The following is a 14,034-nucleotide window of genomic DNA, read 5'->3' as shown; positions in this document are numbered from 1 at the left end:
ACCGTGTTGTGGCTGGGAATGTTAAACCGGGCAGCTACCCGGGGTAGAGACTCAGAATGCCCGAGAGCATAAAGAACCACGCAAAGTTTATCTTCAGGAGAATAGCTACGCCTGTGTCTGCAATCCAGTGCCCGAGGACCGTGAAGAAGAAAAAGATTAATCCAGTGTGAGAGGCTGGTGTGAGAAAGTTGAAAGAGTTTTGCCGTAGAAATGATGCCTGCATGACCAGCCAGGTAATGATTTACAGCGGCAAGTTTTACTTCAAATGAATGTTTCATAAACTGCACCTTCAGATGTCAGATTATGTCCAACATTTGGGGTGCAGTTCATGGCGCGTCTTATCAGGCCTACATATCCGCGCCTATTATCCGGCAACCACCGTTTACCCCGTCACCACCTCACCCGCCGGTGGCGTTTCAAGCAGTTCCAGCATAGTACGGGCGATTTCACGCTCACCCATCACTACCTGATTTGCCCCACGTTCGGTGATATACGCCACTTCATCGTCATAATGGGCGCGGGCAATAATCTCAATATCCGGATTTTTCGCGCGGGCAGATGCCACAATCTCGCCCGCTTCATAACCGTTGGGAATCGTCAGGATCAGCCATTTAGCACATTCCAGATGCGCCAGTTGCATAATTTCTTCGTTCGCCGCATTGCCCAATACTGCGCGGACCCCGCGCTCTCGCAGTTCATCAACACGGGTTCGTGACGTCTCAATCACCACTAAAGGAATATCAGAGGCGAGCAATTTCTCCCCCAGCAGGCTGCCTACACGACCGTAACCTACCAGTAGCGCATGGTTGCAAATATCCACTGGGATCTGCTTCTCTTCTTCGATAGCCTCTTCCAGCGTCTGCTCTTCCAGCGTTTCGGTCTTCGCCAGATATTTCTCCAGCAGCGCAAACAGGACCGGGTTGAGCATAATCGACAAAATCGCCCCTGCCAGTACCAGGTTCTGCCCGGCTTGCGGCAACAGATCCAGCGCCATGCCCAGTCCCGCCAGGATAAACGCGAACTCACCAATTTGCGCCAGGCTGGCGGCGATAGTTAATGCCGTACGTTGGGAGTGACCAAACAGTCGCACCAGGAAAAACGCGGCTAACGACTTACCAAACAGAATAATCGCCAGCGTCGCCAGCACTGCCAGCGGTTGCTGAATCAGAATTAACGGATCAAACAACATCCCGACGGAGACAAAAAACAGCACCGCAAACGCGTCGCGCAATGGCAGCGTATCGTGGGCGGCACGGTGACTCAGTTCAGACTCGTTCAGTACCATCCCGGCAAAGAACGCACCGAGTGCAAAGGAGACATCAAACAGCTCCACCGCACCAAAGGCAATCCCTAACGCCAGCGCCAGCACCGACAGGGTAAACAGCTCACGGGAACCGGTTGCTGCGCTGCGTGCCATAATCCACGGCACCAGACGGCGACCTACCAGCATCATAATGGCGATAAATGCGATCACCTTGCCGATGGTGATCCCCATATCGACAGCAAGAGTGGCAAAGCCCACATCGCCTTGTTCCATCATTCCTGCCACTGCGGGCAGCAACACCAGCGTCAGAACCATTACCAGGTCTTCCACAATCAACCAACCGATGGCGATTTGCCCACGCTGACTGTCTATTAATTGCCGTTCTTCAAGTGCGCGCAGTAACACCACGGTACTGGCGGTGGAAAGGCATAAGCCGAACACGATACCGGTCATTAACGACCAGCCCAGCACGGCGGAGAGCGCCATACCCAGCAGCGTCGCCACGGCTATCTGGGCGATCGCACCGGGAATGGCGATGGCCTTTACCGCCATCAAATCCTTGAGCGAAAAGTGCAGACCCACGCCAAACATCAACAGAATGACGCCCAGTTCAGCCAGTTCCGGCGCAAGCTTGGTATCGGCAACAAAGCCCGGAGTGAATGGTCCTGCCAGCACACCCGCTAACAGATATCCCACCAGAGGAGAAATACGTAGTTTATTGGCCAGCATGCCGAGGATAAAGGCGAGCACAAGGCCGCCAACAATGGTGGTGATAAGCGGGGTGGCGTGATGCATTCCGTCTCCTTTTCCTGGTGGTTATTGTCCATTTTTGGCCGGGAAAACCAAAATTACAGGTAATAGTTTATGACAATTTCATTGATGATGTTTATGAATAATTGTTGAATTTTGCAGAAAAATGGAATTAGCTGCAAAAAAAGCACGGATCGGAAAACAGAAGGCGATTTAACAGAGGAAAGGCTTATGGCGACTGTAAAACGATGCAGCCAAAGTTTGCCTTTGGCTGCAATGAAATCAGTCTTTATGCCGGTTATCAGGCAGGAATATGGTCAACATCCCCAATAGTGGCAGGAAAGCACAGATTTTATAGACTAACTCGATGCTGGTGTGGTCGGCGATAAGCCCCAGAACTGCCGCTCCCAGACCTCCCATGCCGAAAGCAAAACCGAAAAAGAGTCCAGAAACCATACCGATACGTCCCGGAAGCAGCTCCTGAGCGTAGACCAGAATGGCAGAGAATGCCGAAGCGAGGATAAATCCAATAATCACTGTTAAAACCCCCGTCCAGTGCAGGCTGGCGTAGGGTAAAATCAGCGTAAACGGCGCAACGCCGAGGATAGAGCCCCAAATCACATATTTCCGTCCAATTTTATCCCCTACAGGCCCGCCGATCACCGTACCAGCCGCAACGGCAAACAGGAAGGCAAACAGATGAAGCTGGGCATTCTGGATAGATAATCCGAATTTTTGCATCAGATAAAAGGTGTAATAGCTGCTGATGCTCGCCATATAGAAATATTTCGAGAAAATGAGGATTAACAGAATGCTGACCGCCAGTACCACTTTGTTGCGCGGCAGTGGATTGATAATCGTCGCTTTTGGTTTTCCTTTATTCATTCGGTGCTGTGCCGAGTACCAACGGCTGATTTGCGCCAACACCACGATCGCCAGCAGTGCCGCAAGCACAAACCAGGCTACGTTGCCTTTGCCATAAGGCGCGATAATTACCGCTGCCAGCAAGGGCCCCAGGGAACTGCCAAAGTTGCCGCCGACCTGAAAGATAGATTGCGCCAGACCATGCCGCCCGCCGGAAGCCATACGGGCTACGCGAGAAGATTCCGGATGAAAGACCGATGAACCGGTACCGACCAGCGCCGCCGCCAGCAGAACTGCGCCAAAACTGCCCGCCAGCGCAAGCAGCACCAGACCACTTAAGGTAAAGCACATGCCAATTGGCAACGACCACGGCATCGGATATTTATCGGTCCAGTAACCGACCACCGGTTGCAGTAGCGAAGAGGCGAGCTGGAAGGTGAGGGTTATCATGCCAATCTGCATAAATGTCAGAGAAAACTCTGACTGAAGCAGCGGATAAATCGCCAGAATCAGCGATTGGATCATGTCGTTCAGCAGATGTGAGAGGCTGATAGCACCTAAAATACCAAACGATGTTCGGGCCTTGGTCGTTGACGCAGCCGCGCCCGCCACAGGCTGGGTTTGTTCACTCATTGCCATAGGAAAGTCACTTTTTCAGGGTTGCGATGTAAAGAATGATCTTATTTGTGATTATTACCCGACTAACATACCTGTATGCGTCGCCTGAAGGAAGTCTCAACGCTGAATACAGAATTTCTAATCTGGATGCAGATTTATCTTCACCGGACGCAGACTTGTCTATGATGTCGCGTCATACTATTTTTCAACACGTTGAAATCAGGTCAGGGAGAGAAGTATGAAATTATTGCAGCGGGGCGTGGCGTTAGCACTGTTAACCACATTTACACTGGCGAGTGAAGCTGCTCTGGCGTATGAGCAGGATAAAACCTACAAAATTACAGTTCTGCATACCAATGATCATCATGGGCATTTTTGGCGCAATGAATATGGCGAATATGGTCTGGCGGCGCAAAAAACGCTGGTGGATGGTATCCGCAAAGAGGTTGCGGCTGAAGGCGGTAGCGTGCTGCTACTTTCCGGTGGCGACATTAACACTGGCGTGCCCGAGTCTGACTTACAGGATGCCGAACCTGATTTTCGCGGCATGAATCTGGTGGGCTACGATGCGATGGCAATCGGTAATCATGAATTTGATAACCCGCTCACCGTATTACGCCAGCAGGAAAAGTGGGCAAAGTTCCCGTTACTTTCTGCCAATATCTACCAGAAAAGTACCGGCGAGCGCCTGTTTAAACCATGGGCGCTGTTTAAGCGTCAGGATCTGAAAATTGCCGTTATTGGCCTGACGACGGATGACACAGCGAAGTTAGGCAACCCAGAAAACTTCACCGATATTGAGTTCCGTAAGCCCGCCGATGAAGCGAAGCTGGTGATTCAGGAGCTGCAACAGACAGAAAAGCCAGACATTATTATCGCGGCGACCCATATGGGGCATTACGACAATGGTGATCACGGCTCTAACGCACCGGGCGATGTGGAGATGGCGCGCGCGCTGCCTGCCGGATCGCTGGCGATGATCGTCGGTGGTCACTCGCAAGATCCGGTCTGCATGGCGGCAGAAAACAAAAAACAGGTCGATTACGTGCCGGGTACGCCATGCAAACCAGATCAACAAAACGGCATCTGGATTGTGCAGGCGCATGAGTGGGGCAAATACGTGGGACGGGCTGATTTTGAGTTTCGTAATGGCGAAATGAAAATGGTTAACTACCAGCTGATTCCGGTGAACCTGAAGAAGAAAGTGACCTGGGAAGACGGGAAAAGCGAGCGCGTGCTGTACACCCCTGAAATCGCTGAAAACCAGCAAATGATCTCGCTGTTATCGCCGTTCCAGAACAAAGGCAAAGCGCAGCTGGAAGTGAAAATAGGCGAAACCAATGGTCGTCTGGAAGGCGATCGTGACAAAGTGCGTTTTGTACAGACCAATATGGGGCGGTTAATTCTGGCAGCACAAATGGATCGCACTGGTGCCGACTTTGCGGTGATGAGTGGAGGCGGAATTCGTGATTCTATCGAAGCAGGCGATATCAGCTATAAAAACGTGCTGAAAGTGCAGCCATTCGGCAATGTGGTGGTGTATGCCGACATGACCGGGAAAGAGGTGATTGATTACCTGACCGCCGTTGCGCAGATGAAGCCAGATTCAGGTGCCTACCCGCAATTTGCTAACGTTAGCTTTGTGGCGAAAGGCGGCAAACTGGACGACCTTAAAATCAAAGGCGAACCGGTCGATCCGGCGAAAACTTATCGTATGGCGACATTAAACTTCAATGCCACCGGCGGTGATGGCTATCCGCGCCTTGATAACAAACCGGGCTATGTGAATACCGGCTTTATTGATGCCGAAGTGCTGAAAGCGTATATCCAGAAGAGCTCGCCGCTGGATGTGAGTGTTTATGAACCGAAAGGTGAGGTGAGCTGGCAGTAATCCGAAAGTGCCGGATATTTGCATCCGGCACAATGCTTAATCGCGGCGGGCGATATCAGCAAATTTGGCATCGAGGATCTTTGCCAGATCGCCTGCCGCCAGTTCGATATCCAGCCCGCGCTTGCCGCCGGAAACATAAATAGTGGCAAATTCTTGTGCGGGGGCGTCGATAATCGTTGGCAGACGTTTTTTCTGCCCCAGTGGGCTAATCCCCCCAACCAGATATCCCGTCGAACGCTGCGCAACCATCGGATCGGCCATCTCAACTTTCTTGGCACCCAGCGCTTTTGCTACTTTTTTAAGATCCAGTTGACCTGCAACCGGCGTAACGGCCACGGCAAGGTGTTTCATATCACCGTTCACTGCCACCAGCAGCGTTTTGTAGACCTGATCCGGATTCAAACCTAATTTTTTGACGACTTCATCGCCAAAATTGGTTTCAGCCGGATCGTGCTCGTAGGTATGGATTTGAAACGAAATCTTGTTTTTTTCGAGTAATTTAACTGCGGGTGTCATGGTAATTTTCCTGCCTTAAACAAAAAAACGAAGCAAGCATACGCCTGATGGCGGTCCAAAAAAAAGAGTCATCTTGCCTAAGAGTATTGGCAGGATGGTGAGATTGAGCGACAATCGAGTTACACCGTCGCTTAAAGTGACGGCATAATAATAAAAATATGAAATTCCTCTTTGACGGGCCAATAGCGATATTGGCCATTTTTTTAGCGCAACATCTGCGGCAAATTCCCTTCTCCATACAGGTGTAGTGCACCGACTGCGACCACATAGCGCCCCGGCGGCATGGCGCATAATTTGTCCCGCCAGGCGAGATTTCGCTGATGCATCAGCACATCGTACAGCGATTGACTGAACGTATTAGGCAGCGTTATTTCATTATTTTGCGGCGGCGCATTCAGCCACCAGCTCATCATTTGTTGCAGCAACCGTGCATTGGTGTGCCAGTGGGTCAGCGTATCGTCCAGCAGTGCCAGTCCGTTGTCAGGGAGCTGGAGCAACATGGCAATCTGGTTTTCAGCCCCTTCCAGTTCAATCACGGGTTTATGTTGTTGCTTCGCCGCCTGCAATAGCTGGTAATCGATACCGTATTCTGCCCGCAGCCCCAGTTTTTGTGCCTGCGTCGCCTGAAGAACCATCGCGATTTGCCACAGCGGTTGGGTAGAAAAGAGTGAGGGAGAAATGCCCATCTCCTGGCTAATGTGCTGCAGGTTTTGGAGTTGCTCCTCGCTAATGCGCTCTTCCAGCGCCTCGCAGGCAGGCAAATTAGCAAAAGGCGTATCGCTGGTGGAAACATCCGCCTCGACGATCAGCGCATCGGCGTTTTTGAGCTTTTTGAGCAAACGGGTGGGCAGGGGAGCCATATCGTGGCTGCCCATATGAATACTGCCAATCAGATGAAAATGGCGATTGCCGGGAAGAGAGATATCGATAGCAGGCCAGGTGTAATGATTACCGCGCAGCGCGGCCCAAAGCGTTTTTACCCGGTACAACAGATCCATACGACCTCCCTTTGTGAAATATCATGCTAGCGCGCGGGGAGGGATGGCGCAAATGGAGTTATGAGGCTTGTTCAGTGGTAGCTTAAATATGATCGAAAAATTGTTTTTGCTTTGAAACGAAAGACTGCACCGGTGTTGGTGGCGTCAAAATCGCCGAGGCGTTCCCTGAAGGCCGGGGCAGCCCACATGGATGTGGGCTGAGGGCGCGTTTTACAGGGATGTTACCTCGCGCCCGACCCGGTAGCCGCAAGGGATAAGCTGAGGGTACCGCGCAGCGGCGATTTTGTTCGCCAGAGCCCGGGGGTGCAGGGGGCGGCGGCGATTGGCCGCCCCCTGCGCGCTCCCTGCGCCAGTCACTTTATATGGCATTACTCATAAAAGGAGCGCAACAAGAACTGGATCTCACAAACGCATTAAGTAAATACCAATCATTCCTTCGGTTTAAACCGCAGCAATCGGTTGGCGTTACTCACTACGGTAATCGACGAGAGCGCCATTGCCGCTCCGGCAACCACCGGGTTAAGCAGTGTTCCAGTGAACGGCCACAAAATACCGGCGGCGACCGGAATACCAATGCTGTTGTAGATAAACGCACCGAGCAGGTTCTGCTTCATATTGCGCAGCGTTGCGCGGGAAATCGCGAGCGCATCTGCAACACCCATCAGGCTATGGCGCATCAGGGTAATCGCCGCGGTTTCAATGGCAACATCACTGCCGCCACCCATCGCAATACCGACATCCGCCTGAGCCAGCGCTGGCGCGTCGTTAATGCCGTCGCCCACCATTGCCACCTGACGTCCTTCACTTTGCAGACGTTTGATCGCTTCGGCTTTACCGTCCGGTAGCACCCCGGCTATCACCTCATCAATCCCTGCTTCTTTGGCGATCGCATTGGCGGTGGTTGGGTTATCCCCGGTTAGCATCACCAGACGATATCCCGCTTTATGCAGGCGTTGCAGCGCCGCCACGCTATCACTACGCAATGGATCGCGTACAGCCAGCAGGGCTACCGCTTTCCCGTCAACCGCCAGCAGCACAGGCGTTGCCCCTTGCGATGCCTGAGCTGAAATATCTGCCTCAATCGCTTTAGTATCAACTTGCTGGTCATTTAACAGCGCCTGATTGCCCAGCAATACCGCATGACCTTCAGCTTCACCGCTCACACCCAGCCCGCGCAATGTGCGGAAACCGTTGACCTGCGGTAGCTGCATATCACCTGCTTTATCGAGGATCGCCCGTGCCAGCGGGTGGCTGGAACCTTGCTCCAGCGCCGCCGCCAGACGCAATGCCTGCGCTTCATCAACATCAGCAAACGTTTTTACTGCGACAACCTGCGGTTTACCTTCGGTCAGCGTCCCGGTTTTATCGAACACTACGGTGTCGAGCGTACTGGCGCGTTGCAGAGCGTCGGCGTCCCGCACCAGCACACCAAACTCAGCCGCCCGCCCGACGCCCGAAATAATCGACATCGGCGTCGCCAGTCCCAGCGCACACGGACAGGCGATAATCAGCACCGTGGTGGCAATCACCAGGGTATAGACAATCTGCGGTGCCGGACCAAAGAAATACCAGATTGCCGCACTGATCAGCGCAATGACTACCACCACCGGCACAAACACAGCGGAGATTTTATCCGCCAGTTGGCCGATTTCAGGCTTGCTGCTCTGGGCCTGGCGCACCATGCGAATGATTCGTGACAGCGTAGTATGGCTGCCGACCGCACTGGCACGAAACAGCACACTGCCGTCCTGTACCACTGTCCCGGCATGGACGCTATCGCCTTCGCCTTTTTGCTGCGGGATTGGTTCGCCCGTCAGCATCGCTTCATCCAGCCACGCTTCGCCCTGGGTAATCTCGCCATCTACCGGCACGCGATCGCCGGTCGTCAGGCGCAGCAACATACCTGGCTGCACTTCCGCCAGCGGCACGCTTTTTTCACCTTCGTCAGTTACCAGGCGCGCCGTCGGTGGGGTTAAATCGAGTAATTTCTCCAGCGCCTTTGAAGAACGCTGACGTGCGCGCGCTTCCAGCATATGACCGAGATTGATCAGACCGATAATCATCGCGCTGGCTTCGTAATAAAGATGTCGCGCTTCCATCGGGAACCACTGCGGCCACAGGTTGACGCTCATCGAATAGAGCCACGCCACGCCAGTACCCAGCGCCACCAGCGTATCCATCGTCGCTGCACCGTTCAGCAGGCTTTTCCATGCGCTGCGGTAAAAATGCCCGCCGGCGAAAACCATTACCGCCAGGGTTATCAGGCCGATAACCAACCACAGGCTGCGGTTGTCGGCGGTGACCATCATGTTATCGCCGATCATCCCCCAGACCATCACCGGGATACCCACCGCCAGTGCGACAATCGCCTGCCAGCGGAAGCGCTTCATCGTAGCGACGGCGGTTTCTTGCTGGCGCTCGCGGCGTTTAGCGTCATCTTCAATCGCTTCCGCGCCGTAGCCCGCTTTTTCCACCGCCTGCACTAAATCTTGTGGGGAGGCACTGCCCATCACCAGCGCAGTACGCTCCGCCAGGTTTACCCGTGCCTGAGTGACGCCCGGTACGCTTTGCAGCGCATTTTGTACGCGGGTGACACAGCTGGCGCAGCTCATGCCGCTCAGCAGCAACTGCTGGCTGTCATCGTCATCGGCGGTCGCTGCCGGAAGCGCCTCAGAAACCGCTGTCAGTGCTTCCGACGGGATTGATGACTCCGCCAGCGGTTTAGCCTTTGGGTGGCTTACAGATGCGTCATAACCCGCTTGTTTGATGGTTTCGATCAGCTGTTCTGCACTGGCAGTCCCGGTAACGTGCGCTTCAGTGACAGACACATCCGCCTGCTCAACATCCGGGCGCTGTTCGAGACTTTCTTTCACGCGTTTAACGCAGTGACCGCAGGACAGGCCGTCCAGGGTCAGGTCGATAGTTTGTGACATAAAACACTCCTTTTAAGACAGTTTTGACTGGCTGTGATAAAGGTTAAACCTTCCAGCAAGGGGAAGGTCAAGAAATTAATAAACCAGGCGGGTAAAAGTCCGTAAAGATTAAAAAATCGGCTCGATTTGCATCAGGATTAGACATTTATCTCTTTGTTTTCCTGTAGTTAAGTTGCGGGTGCTAAGTTAAATCAGGATGCCTGAAAATCGGCACCGGGGTGAGGAATTACCTCCCGCATCTATAAAAAGGAGTTAACAAAAGATGTTAGATGCAAACAAATTACAGCAGGCAGTGGATCAGGCTTACACCCAATTTCACTCACTTAACGGCGGACAAAATGCCGACTACATTCCCTTTCTGGCGAATGTACCTGGTCAACTGGCAGCAGTGGCTATTGTGACCTGCGATGGCAACATCTATCGCGCGGGTGATAGTGATTACCGCTTTGCGCTGGAATCCATCTCGAAAGTCTGTACGTTAGCCCTTGCGTTAGAAGATGTCGGCCCGCAGGCGGTACAGGACAAAGTTGGCGCTGACCCGACCGGATTGCCCTTTAACTCAGTTATCGCCTTAGAGTTGCATGGCGGCAAACCGCTGTCGCCACTGGTAAATGCTGGCGCTATTGCCACCACCAGCCTGATTAACGCTGAAAATGCCGAACAACGCTGGCAGCGAATTTTACATATCCAACAACAACTGGCTGGTGAGCAGGTAGCGCTCTCTGACGAAGTAAACCAGTCGGAACAAACAACCAACTTCCATAACCGGGCCATTGCCTGGCTGCTGTACTCCGCCGGATATCTCTATTGTGATGCAATGGAAGCCTGTGACGTGTACACCCGTCAGTGCTCCACGCTCATCAATACTGTTGAACTGGCAACGCTTGGCGCGACGCTGGCGGCGGGTGGTGTGAATCCGCTGACGCATAAACGCGTTCTTCAGGCCGACAACGTGCCGTACATTCTGGCTGAAATGATGATGGAAGGGCTGTATGGTCGCTCCGGTGACTGGGCGTATCGCGTTGGTTTACCGGGCAAAAGCGGTGTAGGTGGCGGTATTCTGGCGGTCGTCCCTGGCGTGATGGGAATTGCCGCGTTCTCACCACCGCTGGACGAAGAAGGCAACAGTGTTCGCGGTCAAAAAATGGTGGCATCGGTCGCTAAGCAACTCGGCTATAACGTGTTTAAGGGCTGATCATGATGAACACGGAAGGTAATAACGGTAACAAACCCCTCGGTTTATGGAACGTCGTTTCCATCGGCATTGGGGCAATGGTGGGGGCGGGGATCTTCGCGCTGCTGGGGCAGGCTGCGTTGCTAATGGAAGCCTCGACCTGGGTCGCCTTTGCTTTTGGCGGTATTGTGGCGATGTTTTCCGGTTATGCCTATGCGCGCCTGGGGGCGAGCTATCCCAGCAATGGCGGTATTATCGACTTCTTTCGTCGCGGATTAGGCAACGGCGTCTTTTCGCTGGCACTCTCGTTATTGTACCTGTTGACGCTGGCGGTGAGCATCGCCATGGTCGCCCGTGCTTTTGGCGCTTATGCCGTGCAGTTTTTGCATGAAGGCAGTCAGGAGGAGCACCTTATATTGCTCTACGCGTTGGGGATCATTGCGGTGATGACGCTTTTCAACTCCTTAAGCAACCATGCGGTAGGGCGGCTGGAAGTGATCCTCGTCGGCATTAAAATGATGATCCTGTTATTGCTGATCATTGCAGGTGTCTGGTCGCTGCAACCGGCGCATATTTCTGTCTCTGCGCCCCCCAGCTCCGGTGCGTTCTTCTCCTGTATCGGGATAACCTTCCTTGCCTATGCGGGCTTTGGCATGATGGCGAACGCGGCGGATAAAGTGAAAGATCCGCAGGTCATTATGCCACGGGCGTTTCTGGTGGCGATTGGCGTTACCACGTTGCTTTATATCTCGCTGGCGCTGGTTTTGCTTAGCGATGTATCGGCATTAGAGTTAGAAAAATATGCCGATACCGCCGTAGCGCAGGCAGCTTCTCCGCTGCTCGGGCATGTGGGTTATGTGATCGTCGTCATCGGCGCTTTACTGGCGACGGCTTCAGCCATCAACGCGAACCTGTTCGCCGTGTTTAACATCATGGACAACATGGGCAGCGAACGCGAACTGCCGAAGCTAATGAATAAATCCCTGTGGCGGCAGAGTACCTGGGGCAACATCATTGTCGTGGTGTTGATTATGCTGATGACGGCGGCACTAAATTTAGGCTCACTCGCCAGCGTTGCCAGTGCCACCTTTTTGATCTGCTATCTGGCGGTGTTTGTGGTGGCGATCCGCCTGCGTCATGATATTCACGCCTCGTTGCCGATTCTTATCGTAGGTACGTTGGTGATGTTGTTGGTGATCGTTGGCTTTATCTACAGCCTGTGGTCCCAGGGCAGCCGTGCGTTGATATGGATTATTGGTGCAATCTTACTCAGCCTTATTGTGGCAATGGTCATGAAGCGCAATAAAACCGTATAACACCTCTCTGCGCGCAGTACTGCCTGTACTGCGCCTTTGTCTTTAATTCAAATTACCTTTCTTATTCCTTTAATAAATAAGTCACAAAAAAATGATATATACGCGATAAATCTGTGATGCTAATCACTTATTACCGTGGATTATTCTTAATGTGTATGATGGTAATCTAATAGTCGTAGTGTATTCTAAATAAATAACGTATAAGCTTTTTAGCTGCATTTCTTTGCCCATATCAATGATCAACAAAAGAGATGCACAAGTTATTACCCTTCTTAATAAAATGAGATTGGTTATAAAAACCAGTTAAAATAATGACCTGGAAGGAAGTGACTTATCTATGGCGCGATTCCAGTTTAAAAACCGTAAAAATAATGGACTTATTTTTTTATAAGTTTTATGGTGATGGGAGAAGCTGCAATTGCTGCACCGCTGCCACAATGGGCGAATGCCCCAGCGGTAACGCCAGTTGCCCAATTATCTTTACAGGAAAGTATATTACGCGCCTTTGCGCGAAATCCCGACGTCACTCAACAGGCGGCGCAGATAGGCATTGGCGAAGCGCAAATTGATGAAGCCAAAAGTGCCTGGTATCCGCACGTTGGATTAACCGGCAATGCGGGACCGTCCCGACAAACGGACTCCAGTGGCAGGCTTGATAACAACGTTTCGTATGGCATAACCCTGACACAGCTGGTGTATGACTTTGGTAAAACTAACAACGATATCAAACTGCAAACTGCCGCCCGTGACAGCTACCGCTTTAAATTGATGGCAACATTAACCGATGTTGCAGAGAAAACGGCGACTGCCTATATGGAAGTCAGTCGTTATCAGGCTTTGTGCGATGCGGCTCAACGCAATATTCACTCGCTGGAAAACGTCTACAACATGGCGGCATTGCGCGCTAATGCTGGCCTGAACTCATCGTCGGATGAATTACAAGCCCAGACGCGCATTGCCGGAATGCGCTCAACGCTGGAGCAATATCAGGCGCAGATGGCAAGCGCCAAAGCGCAACTGGCGGTGCTCACTGGCGTACAGCCGGAGGCGATAGCCGCGCCACCTGCTGAATTAGCCGAGCAGCCGGTATCGCTGAAAAATATTGATTACCAGTCCATCCCGCTGGTGCTGGCGGCAGAAAACTTACGCCAGTCAGCACAGTACGGCGTGGAAAAAACGAAAGCGCAATACTGGCCAACGCTCAGTATTCAGGGGGGCAAAACGCGCTACCAGACCAGTGACCGCTCGTATTGGGACGATCAGTTACAACTGAACGTTAACGCGCCGCTGTATCAGGGCGGCGCAGTTTCAGCCCAGGTGCAACAGGCTGAAGGGCAACAAAAAATCTCTGCCTCGCAGGTCGAACAGGCAAAACTGGATGTGCTGCAACGAGCGTCTGTGGCATATGCCAACTGGACAGGCGCACGGGGTCGCGAAGAAGCCGGTTTAGCACAATCCGAAAGTGCGCACAAAACGCGAGATGTGTACCAAAATGAATATAAATTGGGCAAACGCAGTCTGAATGATCTATTAACCGTCGAGCAAGATGTCTTTCAGGCGCAATCGGCTGAAATAAATGCCAATTATGATGGCTGGGTCGCCGCCGTAAATTATGCCGCTGCGGTGAATAACCTTATTCCATTAGCGGGAATTAAACAGGGCTTATACAACGACTTACCCGACTTGAAATAATCCTGCCATTATTAATAT

At 52.4% G+C, this 14,034-nt stretch carries 9 protein-coding genes and 1 pseudogene; 4 read left to right on the top strand and 6 right to left on the bottom strand.

The window, feature by feature from the left end; all coding sequences use genetic code 11:
• The 3 genes from ACJHWK_RS21755 to fsr form a co-directional block, all read right to left on the bottom strand.
• A partial coding sequence (locus ACJHWK_RS21755) for a transposase (RefSeq protein ID WP_260836756.1) occupies positions 1 to 278 on the bottom strand: 278 nt, incomplete at its 3' end.
• A 104-nt stretch (positions 279 to 382) separates the two neighbouring features.
• Positions 383 to 2,059: a YbaL family putative K(+) efflux transporter gene (gene ybaL / locus ACJHWK_RS21750; protein ID WP_000546224.1), complete on the bottom strand. Its 1,677-nt coding sequence runs from the start codon at positions 2,057 to 2,059 to the stop codon at positions 383 to 385.
• A gap of 237 nt (positions 2,060 to 2,296) precedes the next feature.
• On the bottom strand, positions 2,297 to 3,517 hold the full coding sequence (fsr, locus tag ACJHWK_RS21745) for a fosmidomycin MFS transporter (RefSeq protein ID WP_001251634.1): 1,221 nt from the start codon (positions 3,515 to 3,517) through the stop codon (positions 2,297 to 2,299).
• Between the two features lie 217 nt (positions 3,518 to 3,734).
• On the opposite strand from fsr, the gene ushA reads away from it, so the two are divergent.
• Positions 3,735 to 5,387, top strand: a complete 1,653-nt coding sequence (gene ushA / locus ACJHWK_RS21740) for a bifunctional UDP-sugar hydrolase/5'-nucleotidase (protein WP_001522042.1) — start codon at positions 3,735 to 3,737, stop codon at positions 5,385 to 5,387.
• Positions 5,388 to 5,423: 36 nt separating this feature from the next.
• On the opposite strand, the gene ybaK is transcribed toward ushA, so the two are convergent.
• From ybaK to copA, 3 genes are all read right to left on the bottom strand, one after another.
• Complete coding sequence (ybaK, locus tag ACJHWK_RS21735) at positions 5,424 to 5,903, bottom strand: Cys-tRNA(Pro)/Cys-tRNA(Cys) deacylase YbaK (protein ID WP_000186631.1); 480 nt, start codon at positions 5,901 to 5,903, stop codon at positions 5,424 to 5,426.
• Positions 5,904 to 6,106: 203 nt separating this feature from the next.
• Entirely contained in the window at positions 6,107 to 6,901 is a 795-nt protein-coding gene (locus ACJHWK_RS21730) for a TraB/GumN family protein (RefSeq protein WP_000365154.1), read from the bottom strand.
• Between the two features lie 428 nt (positions 6,902 to 7,329).
• Positions 7,330 to 9,834 (bottom strand): copper-exporting P-type ATPase CopA, encoded by a 2,505-nt coding sequence (gene copA, locus ACJHWK_RS21725; RefSeq protein WP_001522043.1) that lies wholly within the window; start codon positions 9,832 to 9,834, stop codon positions 7,330 to 7,332.
• Positions 9,835 to 10,096: 262 nt separating this feature from the next.
• On the opposite strand from copA, the gene glsA reads away from it, so the two are divergent.
• The 3 genes and pseudogenes from glsA to ACJHWK_RS21710 all read left to right on the top strand — a co-directional run bounded on the left by glsA (position 10,097) and on the right by ACJHWK_RS21710 (position 14,016).
• Positions 10,097 to 11,029, top strand: coding sequence for a glutaminase A (glsA, locus tag ACJHWK_RS21720; RefSeq protein WP_000883024.1), 933 nt, complete (start codon positions 10,097 to 10,099; stop codon positions 11,027 to 11,029).
• 2 nt (positions 11,030 to 11,031) lie between these two features.
• A complete protein-coding gene (locus ACJHWK_RS21715) occupies positions 11,032 to 12,324 on the top strand; it encodes an APC family permease (RefSeq protein ID WP_000982170.1) in 1,293 nt (430 codons plus the stop codon).
• 337 nt (positions 12,325 to 12,661) lie between these two features.
• Positions 12,662 to 14,016, top strand: a pseudogene (locus ACJHWK_RS21710) (TolC family outer membrane protein).
• The last annotated feature ends 18 nt before the right edge of the window (positions 14,017 to 14,034 follow it).

Source organism: Escherichia sp. WS547, assembly GCF_046486065.1.
GTDB classification, from domain to species: domain Bacteria; phylum Pseudomonadota; class Gammaproteobacteria; order Enterobacterales; family Enterobacteriaceae; genus Escherichia; species Escherichia coli.
Note: the sequence above shows the minus strand (reverse complement) of the source record. Positions and strands in the feature narration are given on the sequence as shown.

What these genes read in the sequence shown, in the direction of transcription:
- ybaL (WP_000546224.1), bottom strand. Translation starts at nt 2,059, where the DNA reads ATGCATCACGCCACCCCGCTTATCACCACCATTGTTGGCGGCCTTGTG.
- fsr (WP_001251634.1), bottom strand. Translation starts at nt 3,517, where the DNA reads ATGGCAATGAGTGAACAAACCCAGCCTGTGGCGGGCGCGGCTGCGTCA.
- glsA (WP_000883024.1), top strand. Translation starts at nt 10,097, where the DNA reads ATGTTAGATGCAAACAAATTACAGCAGGCAGTGGATCAGGCTTACACC.
- ACJHWK_RS21730 (WP_000365154.1), bottom strand. Translation starts at nt 6,901, where the DNA reads ATGGATCTGTTGTACCGGGTAAAAACGCTTTGGGCCGCGCTGCGCGGT.
- copA (WP_001522043.1), bottom strand. Translation starts at nt 9,834, where the DNA reads ATGTCACAAACTATCGACCTGACCCTGGACGGCCTGTCCTGCGGTCAC.
- ushA (WP_001522042.1), top strand. Translation starts at nt 3,735, where the DNA reads ATGAAATTATTGCAGCGGGGCGTGGCGTTAGCACTGTTAACCACATTT.
- ACJHWK_RS21715 (WP_000982170.1), top strand. Translation starts at nt 11,032, where the DNA reads ATGATGAACACGGAAGGTAATAACGGTAACAAACCCCTCGGTTTATGG.
- ybaK (WP_000186631.1), bottom strand. Translation starts at nt 5,903, where the DNA reads ATGACACCCGCAGTTAAATTACTCGAAAAAAACAAGATTTCGTTTCAA.